23 protein-coding genes are annotated in these 21,226 nt (G+C 62.6%); 3 read left to right on the top strand and 20 right to left on the bottom strand.

Annotated features, from left to right (window positions below):
- Positions 1-8 precede the first annotated feature (8 nt).
- The 8 genes from tsaE to NMG46_RS01345 all read right to left on the bottom strand — a co-directional run bounded on the left by tsaE (position 9) and on the right by NMG46_RS01345 (position 9,808).
- Complete coding sequence (gene tsaE / locus NMG46_RS01380; protein ID WP_254815945.1) at positions 9-1,520, bottom strand: tRNA (adenosine(37)-N6)-threonylcarbamoyltransferase complex ATPase subunit type 1 TsaE; 1,512 nt, start codon at positions 1,518-1,520, stop codon at positions 9-11.
- Positions 1,521-1,528: 8 nt separating this feature from the next.
- Positions 1,529-4,090, bottom strand: a complete 2,562-nt coding sequence (locus NMG46_RS01375) for a PAS domain-containing sensor histidine kinase (RefSeq protein ID WP_254815944.1) — start codon at positions 4,088-4,090, stop codon at positions 1,529-1,531.
- A gap of 188 nt (positions 4,091-4,278) precedes the next feature.
- The gene (gene ahcY, locus NMG46_RS01370; RefSeq protein WP_254815943.1) at positions 4,279-5,679 is read right to left on the bottom strand and encodes an adenosylhomocysteinase; all 1,401 of its coding nucleotides are present in this window, start codon (positions 5,677-5,679) and stop codon (positions 4,279-4,281) included.
- A 157-nt stretch (positions 5,680-5,836) separates the two neighbouring features.
- Entirely contained in the window at positions 5,837-6,133 is a 297-nt protein-coding gene (locus NMG46_RS01365; RefSeq protein ID WP_023677551.1) for an HPr family phosphocarrier protein, read from the bottom strand.
- Positions 6,130-6,531, bottom strand: coding sequence for a PTS sugar transporter subunit IIA (locus NMG46_RS01360; RefSeq protein ID WP_254815942.1), 402 nt, complete (start codon positions 6,529-6,531; stop codon positions 6,130-6,132). Before NMG46_RS01360 ends, NMG46_RS01365 begins: the two co-directional genes overlap by 4 nt.
- 164 nt (positions 6,532-6,695) lie before the next feature.
- A complete protein-coding gene (locus NMG46_RS01355) occupies positions 6,696-7,142 on the bottom strand; it encodes an HPr kinase/phosphorylase (RefSeq protein ID WP_254815941.1) in 447 nt (148 codons plus the stop codon).
- 31 nt (positions 7,143-7,173) lie between these two features.
- Complete coding sequence (locus tag NMG46_RS01350; protein ID WP_302893519.1) at positions 7,174-8,958, bottom strand: sensor histidine kinase; 1,785 nt, start codon at positions 8,956-8,958, stop codon at positions 7,174-7,176.
- A 148-nt stretch (positions 8,959-9,106) separates the two neighbouring features.
- The gene (locus NMG46_RS01345) at positions 9,107-9,808 is read right to left on the bottom strand and encodes a response regulator transcription factor (RefSeq protein WP_023677547.1); all 702 of its coding nucleotides are present in this window, start codon (positions 9,806-9,808) and stop codon (positions 9,107-9,109) included.
- Between the two features lie 342 nt (positions 9,809-10,150).
- Here NMG46_RS01345 and NMG46_RS01340 point away from each other — a divergent pair, with 342 nt between their 5' ends.
- The 3 genes from NMG46_RS01340 (at position 10,151) to NMG46_RS01330 (ending at position 13,027) form a co-directional block, all read left to right on the top strand.
- Positions 10,151-11,761 carry a phosphoenolpyruvate carboxykinase gene (locus tag NMG46_RS01340; RefSeq protein WP_254815940.1) on the top strand — a complete coding sequence of 537 codons (1,611 nt, stop codon included), beginning with the start codon at positions 10,151-10,153 and terminating at the stop codon, positions 11,759-11,761.
- Positions 11,762-11,840: 79 nt separating this feature from the next.
- The gene (arfB, locus tag NMG46_RS01335) at positions 11,841-12,278 is read left to right on the top strand and encodes an alternative ribosome rescue aminoacyl-tRNA hydrolase ArfB (RefSeq protein ID WP_254815939.1); all 438 of its coding nucleotides are present in this window, start codon (positions 11,841-11,843) and stop codon (positions 12,276-12,278) included.
- Between the two features lie 131 nt (positions 12,279-12,409).
- Complete coding sequence (locus NMG46_RS01330) at positions 12,410-13,027, top strand: alpha-ketoglutarate-dependent dioxygenase AlkB (RefSeq protein WP_254815938.1); 618 nt, start codon at positions 12,410-12,412, stop codon at positions 13,025-13,027.
- 174 nt (positions 13,028-13,201) lie between these two features.
- Here NMG46_RS01330 and NMG46_RS01325 read toward each other — a convergent pair whose 3' ends face one another.
- The 12 genes from NMG46_RS01325 to hisB all read right to left on the bottom strand — a co-directional run bounded on the left by NMG46_RS01325 (position 13,202) and on the right by hisB (position 21,181).
- On the bottom strand, positions 13,202-13,651 hold the full coding sequence (locus tag NMG46_RS01325) for a GtrA family protein (protein WP_254815937.1): 450 nt from the start codon (positions 13,649-13,651) through the stop codon (positions 13,202-13,204).
- On the bottom strand, positions 13,629-14,321 hold the full coding sequence (locus NMG46_RS01320; protein WP_254815936.1) for a class I SAM-dependent methyltransferase: 693 nt from the start codon (positions 14,319-14,321) through the stop codon (positions 13,629-13,631). The genes NMG46_RS01325 and NMG46_RS01320 overlap by 23 nt, the downstream gene beginning before the upstream one ends.
- A complete protein-coding gene (locus tag NMG46_RS01315) occupies positions 14,321-15,358 on the bottom strand; it encodes a glycosyltransferase family 2 protein (RefSeq protein WP_254816375.1) in 1,038 nt (345 codons plus the stop codon). The genes NMG46_RS01320 and NMG46_RS01315 overlap by 1 nt, the downstream gene beginning before the upstream one ends.
- Positions 15,359-15,439: 81 nt before the next feature.
- Complete coding sequence (gene coaA / locus NMG46_RS01310) at positions 15,440-16,399, bottom strand: type I pantothenate kinase (RefSeq protein ID WP_254815935.1); 960 nt, start codon at positions 16,397-16,399, stop codon at positions 15,440-15,442.
- A gap of 18 nt (positions 16,400-16,417) precedes the next feature.
- Entirely contained in the window at positions 16,418-16,744 is a 327-nt protein-coding gene (locus NMG46_RS01305; RefSeq protein WP_254815934.1) for a phosphoribosyl-ATP diphosphatase, read from the bottom strand.
- 36 nt (positions 16,745-16,780) lie between these two features.
- Positions 16,781-17,575 carry an imidazole glycerol phosphate synthase subunit HisF gene (gene hisF, locus NMG46_RS01300; RefSeq protein WP_254816374.1) on the bottom strand — a complete coding sequence of 265 codons (795 nt, stop codon included), beginning with the start codon at positions 17,573-17,575 and terminating at the stop codon, positions 16,781-16,783.
- A complete protein-coding gene (locus NMG46_RS01295) occupies positions 17,572-18,408 on the bottom strand; it encodes an arginase family protein (protein ID WP_254815933.1) in 837 nt (278 codons plus the stop codon). The genes hisF and NMG46_RS01295 overlap by 4 nt, the downstream gene beginning before the upstream one ends.
- Before the next feature lie 3 nt (positions 18,409-18,411).
- Complete coding sequence (hisA, locus tag NMG46_RS01290) at positions 18,412-19,155, bottom strand: 1-(5-phosphoribosyl)-5-[(5-phosphoribosylamino)methylideneamino]imidazole-4-carboxamide isomerase (RefSeq protein ID WP_254815932.1); 744 nt, start codon at positions 19,153-19,155, stop codon at positions 18,412-18,414.
- 2 nt (positions 19,156-19,157) lie between these two features.
- A complete protein-coding gene (locus NMG46_RS01285; RefSeq protein WP_254815931.1) occupies positions 19,158-19,448 on the bottom strand; it encodes a DUF1330 domain-containing protein in 291 nt (96 codons plus the stop codon).
- 3 nt (positions 19,449-19,451) lie between these two features.
- Entirely contained in the window at positions 19,452-20,102 is a 651-nt protein-coding gene (hisH, locus tag NMG46_RS01280) for an imidazole glycerol phosphate synthase subunit HisH (RefSeq protein WP_254815930.1), read from the bottom strand.
- Between the two features lies 1 nt (position 20,103).
- Positions 20,104-20,577: a DUF2628 domain-containing protein gene (locus NMG46_RS01275; protein ID WP_254815929.1), complete on the bottom strand. Its 474-nt coding sequence runs from the start codon at positions 20,575-20,577 to the stop codon at positions 20,104-20,106.
- Between the two features lie 4 nt (positions 20,578-20,581).
- Entirely contained in the window at positions 20,582-21,181 is a 600-nt protein-coding gene (gene hisB / locus NMG46_RS01270; RefSeq protein ID WP_254815928.1) for an imidazoleglycerol-phosphate dehydratase HisB, read from the bottom strand.
- Positions 21,182-21,226: the final 45 nt, after the last annotated feature.

The raw sequence follows: 21,226 nt of genomic DNA, 5'->3' as shown, positions 1-21,226 counted from the left end.
CTTAGCCGTCAAATCGAGCGTTCCTCCAGCAAGCCGTGGGCGATGTAGAAATCCTGCAGCCCGGCCAGCGCCGGATGCGCCAGCGCCCGGCGAAGATAGTCGCGGATGCGCGGCAGATGCTTCAGATAATAAGGCTTGCCGTCGCGTTTTTCGAGCCGCACGAAGATGCCGAGTACCTTGGAATTGCGCTGTGCGGCCATGATTGCATAGGTTTCGAGGAATTCGTCCTCGTCGAAGACGCCGGCCGCGCGCCGCGCGGCGATATAGGCGGCGAGCGTGTGCTTTTCGATTTCAGGTGAAATGGTGACGCGCGCGTCCATGGCGAGCGATGCGACGTCGTAGGCGGACGGTCCGATCAGCGCATCCTGGACATCGACGACGCCGAGGCGGTCATGACCGGAACGGTCAGCGCGCCAGATCAGGTTGGGCGAATGGAAGTCGCGCAACATAAGCGTGTATTCGCGCCCCTCGAGCCGATCGAGCACCGCATTCCATTCGCTGCGGTAGCCGGCGCGCAGCGCCTCGCTTGGCGGAGCGCCTGAAATCGCCGGGACATACCAGTCGACCAGCAATTCGGCCTCGATCATCATGGCGTCGCGGTCGAAAGGCGGCACCTCGTGGAAGACACCGGGGCCGGCCTGCATACGGGCCGGCCATGTTTTGCCGTGCATCATGGCAAGCAGTTCGGCCGCCGCCGCATAACGCTCGGCCACCGGCTGGCCGCGCTTGTCCAAAAATCCTTGGGAACCAAGATGTTCCAGCAGGAGAAAACCCTGGTCGAGGTCCTGGGCGTGGATTTCCGGGACGCTGACGCCGCCGGCCCGCAAGGCCCGGTCGATGGCGACGAATGCCGAAACGGATTGCGCGGTGTGGGCGATGTCGGCATAGGGTTTGCCGTCGCGGACTGGCGGTCCGAGCACCAGCCTTGGCGAGTTCATCAGCACGCGCGGCGGAAATCCGGCGAGCGTGACGATCTCGTAGGAGCGAGCCGAGGCATCACCAATGAAATATCGCCGCTGCGCTTCGCCCCAACCGGCCTGCCCGAGAAAATCGCGCATTGCCAGCGATCGCGCCGCGCGCTCGAAGGCGGCGCCCTCTCCCGACAGTCTCGCCAGTCGGCCGTCGCCCTGCTGGAGAAATTCGACCAGCACCGACGTATTCGGCAAATATGCCTCTGCCCGCTCCGGCCATTCGACCAGCGCAGCCCCTTGTGTCACCGCCTCGTCGAAGCCCAGCTCGTCCAGCTCGGATGCCGTGCCCAGGCGGTAGAGATCGAAATGATGGACCGGCACACGCGTGTCGTAGCTCTGGACCAGCGTGAAGGTCGGGCTCGGCACGTCGAGGCCGGCATCGTCGGCCAGCGCCCTGACCAGCGCCCGTGCCAAGGTCGATTTGCCGGCGCCGAGATCGCCCTTGAGAGCGAGCACGTCGCCAATGCGCAGCGACATGGCGAGATCCTCGCCGAGCCTTGCCGTCGCAGCCTCGTCGGCGAGAAAACGCTCCAGCACCAACACCGCCATCGAACGCGCTACTCGGCCGCCGCGCGGATGCCCGACGGCGTGTCGGGAAAGGCGCAAACAACCGTGGTGCCCTTATCCCTGCCGGTCTCGATGCGGACGCTGCCGCCATGCAGTTCGACAAAGCTCTTGACGATCGACAGGCCGAGCCCGGCGCCACGGCGGCGGCCGCCATTGGTGCGCGGCTCGAAGCGCCGGAACACTGACTCAAGCAGGTCCGGCGGCATGCCGGGGCCGTCATCGTGAACGGAAAATTCCACGCCGTCGGCAAGCTGGCGGCAGGCGAGCGTTATGGTGCTCGCCTCCGGCGCGTAATTGGCGGCATTGCTGAGCAGATTGTAGAGTATCTGGCGGACGCGGATCTCGTCGCCGTGGAAGGTCTTCGGCGCGGCAGCCGCGTCGATCCTAAGCTTGATCGCATGTTCTTCCAGCCGATCGGCGACCAGTTCGGCGGCGGCTGTAATGGTTCGATTGATGTGAACTTCGGAAATGTCGAGTTCCATGATGCCGGCATCCACCGTCGCCAGATCGAGGATGTCGTTGACGATGGTGAGCAGGACCGAGGAGGACGAGCCGACATGCCCGATATATTCGCGTTGCTTCTGGTTCAACGGACCAGTCGACGGCAGTGAAAGAAGCTCGGTAAAGCCGATGATGTTGGTCAGCGGCGAGCGCAGCTCATAGGAGACGTGCTGCACGAATTCGTTCTTGATCTGGTCGGACTTTTGCAGCGCCTCATTCTTGTCCTTCAGCGCCCGCTCGACATTGACGCTGTCGGTAACGTCGACAAAGGTCATCATCACCTGGCCGTTGGGCAAAGGGATGACGGCGTAGCGCAAAACGGTGCCGTTGTTCAATTCGGTCTGGCCGTGGCGGTCGCGGCGCTCGTCGTCGAAGCCGGTGATGGCGGCAACGAACCCGCCCCACGGACTGTCGACGGCACGGCGGTCGCAAAGTTCGCGGATCGTCGAGACATGGACGTTGGGTTTCGAGGCATCGGCATCCAGCCCCCACAGTGCCGCGAAGGCCGGGTTGGACAATCTCAGCCTGCCGTCGGGGCCGAACACAGCGACGCCTTCGGCAAGGTTGTCGAGCGTCTCACCCTGAACCCGCACAGCGGTCTGATAGCGGCTTTCAAGGTCCATCTTCTCGGTCAGGTTCTCAAACACCCAGGTGACGCCGCCCTTGGGCTGCGGATTGGCGACGACGCGAATGGTTTTGCCGTCCGGCAGATGCCACCAATGCTCCTGCGATTCAACCGCGCGGTAGGCGCCGAGCAGGCTCTCTTTCCAGCGCCGCCATTCGGGCTGCTCGGCGATCTTGCCTTCGCTGCGCAGGCGGTCGAGCAGCAAGGCGTTATCCGGCGCGCTGTGCAGGAAGCCGCTGTCGAGGCCCCATAGTTTCTGGAACGCCTGATTGAAAAACCGCAATTTCTCGTCGGTATCGAAAATCGCCACGGCGGTGTTGAGCTGATCGAGCGTGTCGGCGTGGCTCTGCACGGTCCGCTCATATTCGGCGCGAATGGCCTCGATGGCGCTGATGTCGCAGGCAAGACCAGCCGAACCATCCGCCCCGGCAAAATCGGTCACGGCAAACATACGGCGGTCGCCTTCGATCACCGTGGAGAGCGTCTGTTCGAAGACGGGGTGCGACTTGTGCTGCGCAGCGATGGTGTCGCGCGCCTGGCCTCCGAGGAATTCCTTGCCGTCACGAACCGCCGCTTCGGCATTCTCGGCCTCGACCGCTTCGGCATAGGCCCGGTTGACCCATTTCAGCCGCCCGTCGACGGCCCGCAACCATGATGGCATCTTGAGCGCATCCAGAAGGCCGATCAGCGTCTCATGGTCGGCGGCCAAGCGCTGGTTCTCGATCTTCAGCCTGGCCTGGCTTCGCTGTGTCTCCGAAAGCGAGACGAAGCGAACCAGCACATGCGCCGCACTCTTGCGGCCGTGAACCTCGAGCGGCTGGCCGGCCTGCGATTCGATGACCAGATCGAACGGCTTTGCCTTGTCCCGCAGTGATGCGACGGCATGTTCGAGTGCGGCCGCCGAACGCGGCATCAGCCAGCGGCCGAAAGCCAGGAAGGCCGCCCGGTCCTCCGGCGCGCCGCTCTCGATCGGCAATGTCCCGACAAGCTCGGGCTTCTTGTTCTCGGCCGCCCATACGACCACGCGCTGATCGCGCGAATGGAGCAGCGCCTCCGAGCGCTGCAGCGCGGCATTGACGTCGGCGATGCGGGTCCTGAGCTCGGCATTTTCCGCCGCGGTGCGCGCCCGTTCGCGGATCAGAAAGATGGCCGACAGCAATGCCGCCCCCATGACGCCGACGAACATGGCGAGTTGCATGACCTCGACCGTGCTGACCGACAGCCCGGCCTTTTGCGCCACGCGGGTTTGCGCATGTGCAGTAATGCCAAGCAGCGGACCAACCAGCGCGGAAGAAGCAAGCAGCACCCCGACACGGCTGCCGGCACGCCACAAAAGGCTGCCGCCTCTGGCAGCGGAGCCCGTGATCGAATCGTTATGGCCGCCGGAAACGGCCTGTCCCGCGCAAGGCGGGTTATCCCCCGGCATGTCTTGGTCCTCTTCGCCGCCTGAATGCAAGACCGCCCTGATGCGTGCGCCCGGGCCTCGTCCCCGGACCGCGAATCAGCACCATAGCGCTTGCGCGAATCGGCGTGAAGAATCAATCAGCGCAAAAATAAAGCCGGGCGAAAAGTCAATCGCCCGGCTTCAATATCTAGTGGCAAGTTTCGCCGTGGTTAATAGCGGTAGTGTTCCGGCTTGAACGGTCCCTGCGGAGTGACGCCGATATAGGCGGCCTGTTCGCCAGACAGTTCGGTCAGGCGGGCACCGAGCTTGTCGAGATGCAGGCGCGCGACCTTTTCGTCGAGATGTTTCGGCAGGACATAGACCCGGTTCTCGTACTGGCCGGGCTTGGTGTACAGCTCGATCTGGGCCAACACCTGGTTGGTGAAGGACGCCGACATGACGAAGCTCGGATGGCCGGTGGCGTTGCCGAGGTTGAGCAGGCGACCTTCCGACAAAAGGATCATCCGCTTGCCGTCCGGGAAGGTGATCATATCCACCTGAGGCTTGATGTTGGTCCATTTCAGGTTGCGCAGCGAGGCCACCTGGATCTCGTTGTCGAAGTGACCGATGTTGCCGACGATCACCATGTCCTTCATCAGGCGCATGTGGTCGAGGGTAACGACGTCCTTGTTGCCGGTGGTGGTGATGACGATGTCGGCCGTCGGCGCCGCGTCTTCGAGCGTGACCACCTCGAAACCGTCCATCGCCGCCTGCAGCGCGCAGATCGGATCGACCTCGGTGATCTTGACGCGGGCGCCGGCGCCCTTGAGCGAAGCCGACGAGCCCTTGCCGACGTCGCCATAGCCGCAGACGACCGCGACCTTGCCGGCCATCATCGTGTCGGTGCCGCGGCGAATGCCGTCGACAAGCGATTCCTTGCAGCCATATTTGTTGTCGAATTTCGACTTGGTGACGGAATCATTGACGTTGATCGCCGGGAACGGCAGCAGGCCCTTCTTCTGCAGTTGATAGAGCCGGTTGACGCCGGTCGTCGTCTCTTCGGTGACGCCGCGGATCGCTTCCTTCTGCCTGGTGAAGAAGCCGGGTGATGCCTGCATGCGCTTCTTGATCTGGGCAAACAGGATCTCTTCCTCTTCGCTGCCCGGATTGGACAGCACATCCTCGCCGGCCTCGGCGCGGGCGCCGATCAGGATGTACATGGTGGCATCACCACCGTCGTCGAGGATCATGTTGGAGGTGCCGCCATCGGCCCACTGGAAGATCTTGTCGGTGTAGACCCAATAATCCTCCAGCGTCTCGCCTTTGACGGCAAACACCGGAATTCCGGCCTCGGCAATGGCCGCGGCGGCGTGGTCCTGGGTCGAGAAGATATTGCAGGAAGCCCAGCGGATATCGGCGCCGAGCGCCTTCAGCGTTTCGATCAGCACCGCCGTCTGGATGGTCATGTGCAACGAGCCGGTGATGCGCGCGCCCTTGAGCGGCTTCTTGTCGCCGAATTCCTCGCGGCAGGCCATCAGGCCCGGCATTTCGGTTTCGGCGATCTCGATCTCCTTGCGGCCCCAGCCGGCAAGCGCGATATCTGCGACCACATAGTCCTTGCTACCCGTCATGGCAGTGCTCCGATGCGAATTGATTGCGGGACGCGCCCCGCCCCGAAGGCGTGTCGGAGGGCGCGAGTTGCCGGCCTGACTAGCAGATCGGGAGTTGGACGACAATGGGATATAAAGAAATCTTTATCCGTGCATGTCTTCGGAAGCGATCAGCACGTCAGCATTCCTCGCCAAAACGGGAAGCAACCAGTTGCTCCAGCGCATCGATGACCTCTTCGGCCTCCGGGCCGGTGGCGGTGACGCGGATCGAATAACCGGGGCTCGCCGCCAGCATCATCAGGCCCATGATCGAGGTGCCGCCGACCTTGACGCCGTCCTTCTCGACCTGGACCGTGGCATTGAAGCCGCTGGCAATTTGAACGAACTTGGCCGAGGCGCGCGCATGCAGGCCGCGCTGGTTGACGATCGGAAAGTCGCGAACGATCTTGTCCTTTTCCGGCAACAGCGCGCTCATTTGCTGCTCAGGAGTTGACTGGCGACATTGATGTATTTGCGGCCGGCAGCCTGCGCCTCATCCAGGGCTGCCGTCATGTTGTCGCCCTTGCGAACGCTGGACAGCTTGATCAGCATCGGCAGGTTCATGCCGGCAATGACCTCGATGCGGCCGGATTCCATCACGGAAATGGCGAGGTTGGAGGGCGTGCCGCCGAACATGTCGGTCAAAACGATGACGCCTGATCCCGTATCGACGCGGCCGACTGCGTCGATAATGTCGCGGCGGCGCTGTTCCATATCATCGTCGGCACCGATCGCCACGGTCTCGAAATTGTCTTGTGGCCCAACGACGTGTTCCACGGCATTGCGGAACTCGGCGGCCAGTTGACCGTGCGTTACAAGCACGAGTCCGATCATTCTTTGGTGGCTCCCGTCATCGCCGCTTCACAGGCGCATTTTATGCTCGCCGACCGTTCCAGGCGGCGGGAGCGCTATCTTGTCGACGCAAGGCCCGTTGACAAGCCCAAAATTGCGCCGGCCCAAGCCAATTTGACGCATTGCAGCAAAAAATCGAAATCGGATCACAGGAAAGGCGCAATCGATAGACGCGACATCACTGCCGGCAAGGCGGCCGCGACATTGCGCCCGGCAAGATCGATGCGCGGCACTGTCACGCCGACAACGAGCTCGCTGCAGTCTTCCTGGAAGCGGACCATTTTGCCGGCTGGCACCAGCCGGATAATGAGGTCGATCACGCAGCTTGGCTCGAACTGTATCGGTTTGGGGCCGAATCCCGGCACCTCGACGAGGCCGGCTATGCTGGCTGGTGCGCGGCAGACCAGCCGCCCCTCGCAATCGGCGGCAAAGAGCTGGTCATCGCCGAGCAGCCGGGAAAACAGCCCGCGCTGGCTGCAATGATCGATCAAGGCGAGCGCCAGCGTCGTCTTGCCCAAGCCGGACGGTCCGGTGATGAGAATGCCGCGATCACCTATCAGGATCGCGGTGCCGTGAATGTGTTCAGGCTGCACAATAGGACCAGGCGTGATTGGAATTCATCCCTCAGCCTTCCGCCGGCAGCGTCACCACGAAGCGCGCGCCCTTGATCTCGCCAGGCTTGGTGCCCGGGATGTTCTCGGCGCTCAGCGTGCCGCCATGGGCTTCAACGATCTGCCTGGATATCGACAGGCCAAGGCCCGAGTTCTGGCCGAACGCCTCGCCGGCCGGCCGATCGGTATAGAACCGCTCGAAAATGCGATCGATGTTATCGGCCCGGATGCCGGGGCCATTGTCGTCGACGGTGACGATGTTGAACTTGCCGGCGCGTGCCAGCGATATGGTGATGTGGCCACGATCTTCGGGAACGAACGAGCGGGCATTCTCGATCAGGTTGGTGATCACCTGGCCGATCCTCAGATCATGGCCGACGACGAAGTAGCCTTTCACGCCCTGCGGCAGTTTGGCGACTTTGAACTCGATCTCGACCGCCTTCTTGTTGCGCGTGGCCTCGCGCGAGACGGCGACCAGATCGGTGATGAACTTCTTCAGGTCGACGGTTCCCGCGTCCTCCCGCGCCAGCTCGGCGTCAAGACGGGAGGCATCGGAAATATCGGTGATCAGGCGGTCCAGCCGCCTCACATCGTGCTGGATGATATCCATCAGCCGGCTCCGCGAATTGTCGTTCTTGGCCAGCGGCAATGTCTCCACAGCGCTGCGCAGCGATGTGAGCGGGTTCTTCAGCTCGTGCGAGACATCCGCGGCAAAACTTTCGATCGCCTCGATACGGGCGTAGAGCGCATTGGTCATGTCGCGCACGGCGATCGAGAGATTGCCGATCTCGTCCTGGCGGTCGGAGAAGTCGGGGATTTCCTCCCGGTTCTTGACGCCGCGGCGAACCCTGACCGCCGCCGCGGAAAGCCGGCGAAGCGGGTTGGCGATGGTGGAGGCCAGCAGCATCGACAGGATGGCGGTAACCAGGGCGGCGATGCCGAACACACGTAGGATCGCCTTGCGCTCGGCCGCGACGATCTTGTCGATGTCGCCGCCTTCGGTCGACAGCATCAGCACGCCGAGAACGGCACGGAAGCGCTGGATCGGCACCGCCACTGAAACGATCTGCTCGCCCTGCTCCGAGATCCGCACGATCGTCGACGGACTGCCGGTAAGCGCCTTGACCACTTCCGGAAACGCAGCGCCGTTGCCGCCCGGCTGCTCGCGATAAACAGGCAGCTGCTTGTTGCGGAAAAAATCAAAGACGAATTTCTGGATGCGCTCCAGAAGGTCCGGCTGCTCCTCTTCGACCGGCGGCAGGTCGTAGCGAAGGATCTGGCCGCGCGAATAGAGATGGCGGGAATCGAGCAGCAGGTTGGCGTCGCGGTCATAGATGCGGGCGCGCGTGCGCGTCGGCGAGATCAGCCGCCTGAGCACCGGCGCCACGCGCTCCGGATTGATCGGGAAATCGAGATTGTCGAGCTGGTCGGAGCCCGGGCCGAGGCTTTCGCCGGCCTGCAACTCAAGCAGCTTTTCCGGATCGATGCTGATGGAATCGGTTTCGACCGTCGCTGACGCGGCGATTGCGCCGGCGATGATCTCGCCTTGGGTCATCAGGCTCTCGACACGGGCGTCGATCAGCCCGTCGCGAAAGGTATTGAGATAGAGAATGCCGGTGACCAGGACGGCAAGGCCGGCAAGATTGAGAAAGAGGATACGCCGCGTCAGGCTGGAAAAGATGTGATGGCCGAGAAACCGGCGCATCGGCACCGTAATTTTCGACACGAAGGCGGGCAGAATCCGCGGCGGGCGCCTGGCGGCGCCCGACCGTCTCACTCGCTCTACTTCCACTGCCATCGAATAGCAGCTCCCGCTCGGTAATTAGTGAGTAGTGAGTAGGCAGCAGGAATAGAGAAATGGTTGACCGAGATCGCGGCGATGCATGGGTGGCCGCTCGCATCATTCAAAACTGACTACCGACTATTCCCTACTGCCTACTGCCTATTCATGCTTCGCGGAACCGATACCCGACTCCGTAAAGGGTTTCGATCATTTCGAAGTCATCATCGACGGCCTTGAACTTCTTGCGCAGCCGCTTGATGTGACTGTCAATGGTGCGGTCATCGACATAGACCTGCTCATCATAAGCGGAATCCATCAGCGCATCACGGCTTTTTACGACGCCCGGTCGCTGTGCCAGGGAATGCAGGATGAGGAACTCGGTGACGGTCAGCGTCACCGGCTCGCCCTTCCAGGTGCAGGTGTGGCGCTCCTGATCCATGACAAGCTGGCCGCGCTCAAGCGACCGAGCCTGCTGGTTGGGCGCCTTGGCCGCCGCCTCGCGGGTGCTGGCGCGGCGCAGCACGGCGCGGACGCGTTCGACCAGAAGACGCTGCGAGAAGGGTTTGCGGATGAAGTCGTCGGCGCCCATCTTGAGGCCGAACAGTTCATCGATCTCATCGTCCTTGGAGGTCAGGAAGATCACCGGCAGGTCGGATTTCTGACGCATCCGGCGCAGCAACTCCATGCCGTCCATGCGCGGCATCTTGATGTCGAGGATGGCGAGGTTCGGCGGGCGCGCCGCCAGTCCCTCCAGCGCCGATGCCCCATCCGTGTAGGTTTCGACCCGATAACCCTCGGATTCGAGGGCGATCGAAACCGAAGTCAGAATGTTGCGATCGTCGTCGACAAGCGCGATTGTTGCCATTTCAAGCGGCTCCCTCATGAGCTGTCCCTTCTTTCGTCGAGAAGGGGCTTTTGCAGGACAAATTAGGTACAAAATGTGGCATAGGCTTTATCCGCTGTCACGCGCGGCACGCCGGCGGCCACAATTGTACCTCGATATGGATTGGACGAATGAACATTGCCAATCCTTTGGGCAACCATCAGTGTTTTTGCACATATAAACGATTTAAACAACTTTCAAAATATTTAAATCGATTAATGATTTGATATCATTCGCCTTTTCTGGTTTTGACGTTATTAGCTCCTGCAATGGGGTTTCCGGAATTCGCCGGTAAAGACGCGGTAAATCGAAGAAGGGACACCCATGTCGGAAGCCGGCAAACGCAATCCTGCATGTGCAATCGATCGGATCGGCCTGAGAACCACTGGCGTGGTGCGCTATAATTTCGGCGCGGCCGCGCTCTACGAGGAGGCAATCCGCCGTGGCGAGGCCCGACTCACCGCGCATGGCGCGCTTGCCGCCGAGACCGGGCAACACACCGGCCGCTCGCCCAGGGACAAATTCGTGGTGCGCGACGAAAGCACCGCGCCGCATGTATGGTGGGACAACAACAAGGCGATTTCGCCGATCCAGTTCGATACGCTGCTTGCCGATTTTCGCGCCCATGCGGCTGGAAAGGACCTTTATGTGCAGGACCTGGTCGGCGGTGCCGACGAGGAACTGAAGCTGCCGACCAGGGTGATCACGGAGCTTGCCTGGCACTCCTTGTTCATCCGCAATCTGCTCATCCGGCCTGCAGCCGCCGAACTCAAGCATTTCGTGCCCTATTTGACGATAATCGACCTGCCGTCGTTCCGCGCCGATCCCGCCCGCCACGGCACGCGCGGCGAAACGGTGATCGCGGTCGATCTTTCGCGCATGATCGTGTTGATTGGCGGTACCTCCTATGCCGGCGAGATGAAGAAGTCGGTGTTCACCGTGCTCAACTATCTGCTGCCGACAAAAGGCGTCATGCCGATGCATTGCTCGGCCAATGAAGGGCCCGCCGGCGACGCGGCCGTTTTCTTCGGCCTTTCCGGGACCGGCAAGACGACGCTGTCGGCCGACCCGTCGCGCACGCTGGTCGGCGACGACGAGCATGGCTGGGGACCGCACGGCATCTTCAATTTCGAAGGCGGCTGCTATGCCAAGACGATCAAGCTTTCGGCCGAAGCCGAGCCGGAGATCTTCGCCACCACCCAGCGCTTCGGCACCGTGCTGGAGAATGTGGCGCTCGACGCCGGCCGCGTGCCGGATTTCGACGACGGCGGGCTGACCGAAAACACGCGCTGCGCCTACCCGCTCCATTTCATCCCGAACGCCAGCAAGACGGGGCGCGCCAGCCACCCGAAGAACATCATCATGCTGACCGCCGACGCATTCGGCGTGATGCCGCCGATCGCGCGCCTGACCCCGGCGCAGGCGATGTATCATTTCCTCTCCGGCTATACCGCCAAGGTGGCCGGGACCGAGAAGGGCGTTACCGAACCCGAAGCGACATTTTCGACATGCTTCGGCGCACCGTTCATGCCGCGGCATCCGTCGGAATACGGCAATCTGCTGCGCGAGCTCATCGCCCGCCACGGTGTCGATTGCTGGCTGGTCAACACCGGCTGGACCGGCGGCGCCTACGGCACCGGCAAGCGGATGCCGATCAAGGCAACGCGGGCGCTGCTTGCGGCGGCGCTCGACGGCTCGCTGAAAGCGGCCGACTTCCGCACCGACGCCAATTTCGGTTTTGACGTACCGGTGACGGTTGCCGGCGTCGACCGCGCCATTCTTGACCCGAGGTCGACCTGGGTCGACAAGCCCGCCTACGACCGGCAGGCGGCAAGGCTGGTCGGCATGTTCGTCGACAATTTCGAAAAGTTCGAAGCCCATGTCGACGCCACCGTGCTCGGCGCCGCACCACGCATGCAGGTAGCGGCTGAATAGCCGTCGCCCCTGGTGATGCTTCAAGGCCCGGCTTCGATCGGGCCTTTTCTTTTTCCGCCTGCCGCGCCATGACTGCGGCATGAACGCCGACGACAAGATCATCATCACCGACGATGCGGTGATTAATCCGGCCGACCTGCACGAGGACTTCATCCGTTCGTCCGGCCCGGGAGGCCAGAACGTCAACAAGGTGGCGACGGCGGTGCAATTGCGCTTCGATGCCGCCAATGCGGCTGGCCTGTCGGAGCGGGTGCGCGAGCGGACCATCGAGCTTGCCGGCCAGCGCGCCACCAAGGACGGCGTCATCGTCATCGAAGCCGGACACTTCCGCACCCAGGAGCAGAACCGGGCGGACGCCCGGGCGCGGCTGACGGCATTGGTTGCCAAGGCCGCCGAACCACCGCCGCCGCCGCGCAAGAAGACCAGGCCATCCAAAGGCGCGGTCGAAAGACGGCTCAAGAGCAAGGCCGGGCGCGGCTCGATCAAGAAAATGCGCGGCCGGGTTGAGGATGAGTGACAGCCGAAGCGGCTTCGGATCTCAGATCGCCGGCGTAAAGTGCGCAGCTACTGTCGGAAGCTGCTTTCGGGTCGCCGTTTTCGTTTGACGGTGGCATTCTGATTTTCCAGACCAACGGATCAAGCGACGCGATGCTCGTACTGCCCAAAGGCGTCCGCCATATGCCCGGCCACCTGTCGCGCGCCATGCAGGAAGTGCTGGTGGAAGATATCAGGAAAGTCGTGGAGGAAGCCCCGCTGTTCGTGCCGGCAATGCCGCGTACCGGCAAGGAGATGAGCGTGCGCATGACCAATTGCGGCCCGCTGGGCTGGGTCACCGACAAGGAGCACGGCTATCGCTACCAGCCGACCCACCCGGTGACCGGAATGCCCTGGCCTCCGATCCCGGAGATGCTGCTCGATCTGTGGCGGGACGTATCTGCCTATGCGCACCCGCCGGAGGCCTGCCTGGTCAATTTCTATTCGCAGGATGCCAAGATGGGTCTTCACCAGGACCGCGACGAGAGCGATTTCTCCGCGCCTGTCGTCTCGGTCTCGCTCGGCGATGATTGCCTGTTCCGGGTCGGCCAGACGACGCGCGACGGCGCCACCAAATCGTTCAGGCTGAAGAGCGGCGACGTCGTCGTGCTTGGCGGCGAAGGGCGGCTCTGCTTTCACGGCGTCGACCGTATCTACCCCTCGACCTCGGCCTTGTTGAAGAACGGCGGGCGGATCAATCTGACGCTGAGGCGGGTGACGACGCCGAAATAGGCTGTTCGGGTGCCCGGGGGTGCCAGTACCACGACCGCCGTTGTAGCGTTTGGCCAGCAGCAGGGCACTGCCCGGCCAGGGTTGCAAGCCCGGAGCCTGGCGGTGCGTTGCATCGTTGCGCGCACGCCAGGCCTGGAGCGCCAACAGCCGATCTCGGGCGGTCTGGGAATCGCATCATCTCGAGCCGTTCCGCAAGCCGAGGCAGGCACTGGCGAATACCCAGTGGCGAAGCACCACATAGTTGACGAGCGGGACCACGATGCATGTCAACACAATCGGAATCTGCGCCTGCAGGCCCAGAATCCCGGACAACACGGCGGGCAGAAGAAATGACACCGCCAGACCAAGCAATGTCAGCACGAAAAAGCGAGGCGCCTCGAAACGATGCGCCCCGTTGGAAGCGAAAGTAAAATACTTGTGGCCGGCGTAGGAGAAGAGGGCCGCGATGGCATAAGCGAGCACCGAGGCCGAAGCCGGCCGCATCGACACCGCGTCCCCCATCGAAAATACCGCGGCAAGCAGTGCGTAGAGCAGAGTCGCGCCAACGCCGATAATCAGGAAACGCGCCGGCCGCTTTGCAAGTCTGAAGCCCGAACCGGCGCTAAACACGGCCGCTGCACACATATTGCGCACCGAGCGGCAGATTTGAGAGCCAGCCCTCGACCCTGCGCGCGACGGAATTCGCGAAGGGAAACATCAGGAAATGCCTGCCTGCAACCTGTGTGAGGCCAGCCGCCTCCAGGAGACGGCCGGCTTTGCGGCGACTGATCAGCATGGCGTCTTCATCGAATGGGCAGCGAAGCACGGCAAGGCGTGTCAGCGGATTGTACGGGTTGTGCTCGATAACCGACACGACGCCGCCGGGCCGCACGACGCGCCGCATCTCGCAAACGAAGCTCGACCAATGTTCGGGCGGCACATGATGGACGACGCAAACGGCGAATGCGAGGTCGAATGTGCCATCCGCGTAAGGCAGCACGGGAGCCGTGTAGTCGGCATAGGTGACCCAGGGGTTTTCCTCACGCGCCCGGGCGATGGATTCCCTCGAAATGTCGCAGCCGTGAAGGTCTGGAAAAAGCGGCTTCACGTAAGGATGCAGCGCGCCGATCCCGCAGCCGACATCAAGCGCCCGAACGCTGCCGTCGCGCCTCGCGATACCGCGTGTCGCGATCAGGTCGGCGAGAGGAGCCAACTTGGCCTGCAGGAAGAAGTCATGCTTCAGCCCGGAGAACCTGATCGAGTCGTCGACCGTCCTGTTATAGGTGGTGCGATATTGATCGAAGAGTTCGGCCATCAACCAAACCTTCTGTCGCGTGACGCCGACAACGTCGCCTCGGTGTTTCGATTGTCGACTTCCGCCCGGAGCGCGTCCTCGAAGCCAGTAAGGCGATCAATGACGTAGAGCGGCCGGCGCTTGATCTCGGAGTGGATCCCGCCAACATAGAGGCCGACGATACCGGTCATGAACAGGTTGATCCCCGACAAGAAGGAAACAATAACAACTGTCGACGTCCAGCCTTGGACAACACCGAAACTGAATGCCCAGGAAGCCACGGCGAAGAGCCCGAGCAGCGCGGCTACCCCCGAGATAGCGAGCCCGGCCCAGAGCGCCACACGCAATGGTTTTTCCGAAAAGCCGATGACCCCGTGGACAGCCAGGCGGAGCATCTTCCAGAAAGGATACTTTGTTTCACCTGCGGCGCGCGCCGGTCGCTCGAATGAAACCGCCGTCTGCTTGAATCCCATCCAACCGAACATGCCGCGCACGAAACGGTTGCGCTCCGGCATCTGCTTGAACGTATCGAGAGCCTTGCGGCCGATTAGTCGGAAATCGCCAACGTCGCGGGGAATGTCGACCGAAGTCATCTTCTCCATCAGCCGGTAGAAGATGCTGGCTGTCAGCCGTTTGAACCAGGTTTCGCCTTCGCGCCGCATACGCCTCGCGTAGACGATTTCATAGCCCTCCTTCCACTTTTCCACCAGTTGGAGAACGACTTCCGGGGGATCCTGGAGGTCGGCATCCATGACCACCACGGCTTCGCCGGCAGCCGCATCCATGCCGGCCGTAATTGCAATCTGGTGCCCGAAATTGCGCGACAGTTCGATCAGCCGGAAGCGTGGCTCCTCGGCAACCATCCCACGCAGGTAGATCACACTCGTGTCGGTACTGCCGTCGTCGACGAAAATAGCCTCTGCCGGTGCGTCCAGCACGTCGAGCAGGGCGACTATTCGCCGGATAAGGAGTGGAAGAACCGCCTCCTCGTTGAAGATCGGAATGACCAGGGAATAGCGGAGCTGCGTCGCACGAACTCCGGTACTGCTCGCGTTGATCACAGACTGCTCCCGACAGATCCGCTGGAATTGCCCATCGAACACTAGCCGGGATAGCCTAAGGCGCCGTTAACCGCGCCGTTACAGTTTCCTGAGCGCCACTTCCTCGACCAGATGGTTGGCGCCCTTGCGCAGGATGAGATCGGCTCGGGCGCGGGTCGGCAATATATTCTCGCGCAGATTCTTCAGGTTGATGTTGGTCCACAGACCCTCGGCGATGGCGCGGGCCGCATCCTCGGAAAGTTGCGAATAGCGGTGAAAGAAGGAGGCCGGGTCGCGGAAGGCGGTTTCGCGCAACCGCATGAAGCGGGCGATATACCAGTGATGGATCAGCGCCTCCTCCGCATCGATGTAGATGGCAAAGTCGAAGAAATCCGACAGGAAAGGCACGATCTTGCCGTCCTTCGGCAGCTTGCCCGGCTGCAGGACGTTAATACCTTCGAAGATCAGGATGTCGGGCCGGTCGATGGTTTGGAACGCGCCCGGAATGACGTCATAGGTCAGGTGCGAATAGACTGGCGCGCGGACGTTGCGCTGCGCCGATTTGATGCCGGACAGGAAACGCAGCAGCGCGCCGACGTCGTAGCTGTCGGGAAAGCCCTTGCGCTCCATCAGATTGTTGCGGCGCAGGACTTCGTTCGGCAGCAGGAAGCCGTCGGTGGTGACCAGGTCGACCTTGGGACTCGACGGCCAGCGCGCCAGCAGCTCCTTTAGCACGCGCGCCGTGGTCGATTTGCCGACCGCGACGGAACCGGCAATGCCGATGATGAACGGTGTCTTGGCCGCGTCCAGCGCGTTGAAGAAGGCCTGGCGCTGCCTGAACAGGAGTTGACTGGCTTCGACATGAGCCGACAACAGCCGCGACATCGAAAGATAGATGCGCTCGACCTCGTGGAGATCGACCGGATCGTTCAGCGACCGCAGACGGCGGACCTCGTCCTCGGTGAGGGTCATCGGCGTATCGGCGCGGAACCGCGACCATTGCTCGGCCGAGAAGAAACGATAGGGTGAATACTTCTCGGTAGGAGCGAGCTGGTCCATCGAGTTCCTCCGCAGCGATCAGCCCCGGTCCAGCCGAGACGCCTTTTCGGCGATGCCTGAACGACCGGTGCGGCGTTCAAGCTCGTTGAGCACATCGCTCAGCGGAATGTCCGCTATGCCGAGAACGACAAGCCAATGATAGATGAGATCGGCGCTTTCCGAAACAAGCGCGTCCCGGTCGGCGCTGACGGCTGCGATCACCGTTTCGACTGCCTCTTCGCCGAGTTTCTGCGCTGCCTTGCTCATGCCGCGCTGAAAGAGCTTGGCCGTCCACGAATCCGGATCGCCGGAGCGCGCGCGTTCGCCAATAATCTTCTCCAGATCGGAGAGCGAGAACTCGGTCATGACGGCGTTCACAGCCTCTTCTTAGCCGGAAAGGCTCTAGGACCGATTACCCGGCGAGTCCAGCCGCATCGGCAGTCCGGCCTGAGCCATGTGCAGCTTGGCCTCGGCGATGCTGTAGGTGCCGAAATGGAAGATCGACGCCGCCAGCACCGCGCCGGCATGGCCGTCGCGAATGCCTTCGACAAGGTGGTCGAGCGTGCCGACGCCGCCGGAAGCGATGACCGGCACGCGTACGGCGTCGGCGACCGCGCGGGTAAGTGCTATGTCGTAGCCGGCCTTGGTGCCGTCGCGGTCCATCGATGTCAGCAGGATCTCGCCGGCGCCGAGATCGACCACTCGCCGAGCGAACTCGACGGCGTCGATGCCGGTCTTCTCGCGGCCGCCATGGGTGAATATCTCCCAGCGATCGGCCTCGCCCGCAGCGGACACTTTCTTGGCATCGATGGCGACGACGATGCATTGGTTGCCGAATTTGTCCGCCGCTTCGGCGACAAAATTTGGGGTCTTCACCGCCGCCGTGTTGATCGACACCTTGTCGGCGCCGGCCAACAGCAGCTTCCTGATGTCGGCGACCTGACGGACGCCACCGCCAACGGTCAGCGGCATGAAACATTGTTCGGCGGTGCGGGCGACGACATCGAAAATGGTCTCGCGGTTTTCCGACGAGGCGGTGATGTCGAGAAAGCAGAGCTCGTCGGCGCCGGCCGCGTCATAGGCTTTTGCCGCTTCGACGGGATCGCCGGCATCGACCAGGTCGACGAAATTGACGCCCTTGACGACACGGCCGTTCTTGACATCCAGACAGGGGATGACGCGGGCTTTCAGCATCAGATCCTCTCGATCGCCGCAAGAAAGTCGACGAGCAGCTGGCCGACGACGGGCGGAACCTCGGACTGGGAATCAAAGGCCGGGTCGTAGGCCGAGAGCGTAACGCCGACGATCGGGATGGACCTGGCCAGTCCGCAGGCAAGCTGCCGTAACTGTTCCGGGCTCGGACCGCCCGGATGCGTGTAGCGGTTCACCTGCAGCACATTCGGATCGACGACGTCCAGGTCGAGATGCAAATGCGCCCGCACAGTCCCTGTCGCCGTGAGCTTTCCGATCATATCGAGTGCACCGGCACATTCGGTGCGCACGATCGGCAAGGTTTCCAGCAGGCGCTTTTCGTCGGGATCGAGGTCGCGGGCATCGACCAGCATGCAGCGCGCCGGGTCTATCGGCCGGAACCCCGGAATCGCTGCCACCATAGGACGCCAGCAGAGCCCGAGCGTCGCCGCCAGCGCCATGCCATCGAGAAAGCCGTAGGCCGACGTCTCCGGCGTGTTGAGATCGCCATGCTGGTCGATCCAGATGATCGAATCCGCGGCTTCACCGGCGACCGCACCGGCGGCGGTCAGGCAATTTCCAGCAAGGATAATCGGGAAGCGTCCTCCATCGCGGGCGAGGCCGACCTTGGCCGCGACGGCGTTGCAGACGGCGAAGCCGGTTGCAATTTCGCGCCCCTGCTCGTCTCCGACCTTGCCGATATCTTCGACGGCGACGTCATGGCCGGCCACGGTCAGGGCTTCGACGAGCCCACCGCCGACAATGGCGTCCGGCCCCTGGCCGCACCCTTCGTGATAGTGCCCGCTGTCATAGGGGGCGAGGATAATCGAGACCTTCACGTATCACACCCCTGCCATCGGTTTGCCACGCAGGATCGCCAGTGCCTCGGCCGGGTCGATGCGGCCGTCGTAGAGTGCGCGGCCGGAGATCGCGCCTTCGAGCTTCTGCGCATCGGGCATGGTCATGCGCACGATGTCGGCGATCGAGGCGAGCCCGCCCGAGGCGATGACCGGGATCGAAACCGCCTCGGCGAGATCGATGGTGGCGTCCCAGTTGATGCCGCTCAGCACCCCGTCGCGATCGATGTCGGTGTAGATGATGGCGGCGACGCCGGCGCCTTCGAATTTCCTCGCCAGTTCGATGACGCCGAGACTCGAGGCCTCGGCCCAGCCTTCGACCGCGACCTTACCGCCCTTGGCATCGATGCCGACGGCGATCTTGCCCGGGAATGCCTTGCAGGCCTGCCTGACCAGATCCGGATCGCGCACCGCCACGGTGCCAAGAATGACGCGGGCCAGCCCACGGTCGAGCCAGTCCTCGATCTGCGCCAGGGTGCGGATGCCGCCGCCGAGCTGCACCGGACTGCTCGTCGCCTTGAGGATGGCGCCGACCGCGGCGCTGTTGACGCTCTGGCCCTTGAAGGCGCCGTTGAGGTCGACGACGTGCAGCCATTCGAAGCCCTGCTCTTCGAAGGCGCGCGCCTGAGCGGCGGGATCGTCGTTATAGATCGTCGCAGTTGCCATGTCGCCATGCCTGAGGCGCACACATTTGCCATCCTTAAGGTCTATGGCCGGAAACAGGATCACCTTCAGGCGCCTTCGACGATGACAAAGTGGCCGGTCGAGCCGGCGAGCCTGTACTTCAAGGCCTCCTGGTATTCAGGCGAGCCGTAGCATTCCAGCGCCATTTCATAGGATTCGAATTCCACCAGCACGTGGCGATTGCCTGTCGGTCCTTCCGGGCTGATATACCGCCCGGCGCGCACCGGGAACTTCGCCCCGTATTTCGCGAAAGCCGCGGCATTGGCCTCGATGTACTGCTTGTAGATCTCGGGATCGTGGACATCGACCATTGCCATCCAATAGCCCTTCTTGCTCATGGTTCAGGGCCTCCAGCCTAGGAAATTGGTGATCAGCGCCAGGCCTAGCGCCTGGCTCTTCTCGGGGTGGAATTGCGTTCCGGCTAGGTTGTCGCGGGCGACAGCGGCCGTTACCGGGCCGCCGTAGTCGGCAACCGCCAGCACCTCATCCTCTTTCCGTGCATGGAGATGGTAGGAGTGGACGAAATAGGCGTGCAGTCCCTTGCCGCCCGTCGCAATGCCGGAAAACAGCGGATGCTTGCGCTTCAGGTCAATCGTGTTCCAGCCGATCTGCGGGATCTTCAGTGTCGGATCGGCCGGCGTGATCTCCTTGACGTCGCCGGCGATCCAGCCAAAGCCCTTTGTGACGGTCTTTTCCAGGCCCCGCTCCGACATCAGCTGCATGCCGACGCAGATGCCGAGGAACGGCCGAGCCTTGGCGATCGCCACCTCCTCCACCGCTTCCCACATGCCGGCGACCGCACGCAGTCCAGCGGCGCAATCGGCATAGGCACCGACGCCGGGCAGGACGATGCGGTCGGCGGTCCTGACCCGCTCGGCATCGGCGGTGAGTTCGATCGCGGCGGCAATGCCGGCTTCATGCGCAGCACGCTCGAAGGCCTTGGTGGCCGAGCGCAGATTGCCCGACCCGTAGTCGATGATCACGACCCTCATCTCAGGGCTTTCCCGGAATATGGTTCAGCCCCAGTGCCAGGCCCATCTGCGCCGGCCGGGCATGTGCTGCGTCTGGGACGATACGCTGCGCATGAGTTTGTGCATCCGAATCCGCAGCGGCTTCCAACACATAGCGGATGTCGGCGTCGTCGAGCCTGTCGGCCTCGACGACGCCCCATTCATGCCAGCCGCGACGGCGCAGGGCTGCAATTCGCAAGCCTTGTCCCTCCAGCCCGACAAAGAGCATGACAAGGAAGGATAAAAGCGAGCCGGCTGTTTCCAGGTCCAGCCTTTCGCCCAGCATCGAGAGCAGGCCCATGGCGACAAACGCCAATGCCGCCTCGACCCACAGCCGGTGCCAGGCCAGCCACAGCGGCGGCACCAGGAAGCCGAGCCAGGCAAAGCCGTCACGGATAAAGGTGGTGTCCACGCTTTCACCGCGGCCTGGCGGCTCCATCACGACATAGATGGCCATGGCGTTACCCTTTCAGGGATCCCTTGGTGGAGGGAACCGCGTCCGGCTGGCGCAGGTCGCGCTCAAGTGCCGAACGCAACACACGCGCCACGGCCTTGAAGCAGGTCTCGGCGATGTGGTGGTTGTTGGCGCCGTAATGATTGGTGATGTGCAGCGTGATGCCGGCATTCTGCGCCAGAGCGTGGAAGAATTCGCGCACCAGCTCGGTGTCGAACATACCGATCTTCGGCGACGAGAACGAAACATTCCAGACCAGAAAAGGCCGGCCGGAGACATCGATTGCCGCCCGCGTCAGTGTCTCGTCCATGGCAAGGTCGATCGAGGCGTAGCGCATGATGCCGCGCCGCTCGCCCAATGCCTTGGCCAGCGCCTGGCCTAGCGCGATGCCCGTATCCTCGACGGTGTGGTGGTCGTCTATATGCAGGTCGCCCTTGGCCTTCACGGTCATGTCGATCAGCGAATGGCGCGACAACTGGTCAAGCATATGGTCGAAGAAGCCGACGCCCGTCGAAATGTCGGATTTGCCAGAGCCGTCGACCTGCACCGACACGGAAATGTCGGTTTCCCTGGTCTTGCGGCTTATCTCTGCGGAACGGGGCGCCATGACCTCATCCTTGTCTCAGATTTGCAACGTCAGGCGTTCACAGGC

Source organism: Mesorhizobium sp. LMG 17147, from assembly GCF_024297145.1.
GTDB lineage: Bacteria > Pseudomonadota > Alphaproteobacteria > Rhizobiales > Rhizobiaceae > Mesorhizobium.
Note: the sequence above shows the minus strand (reverse complement) of the source record. Positions and strands in the feature narration are given on the sequence as shown.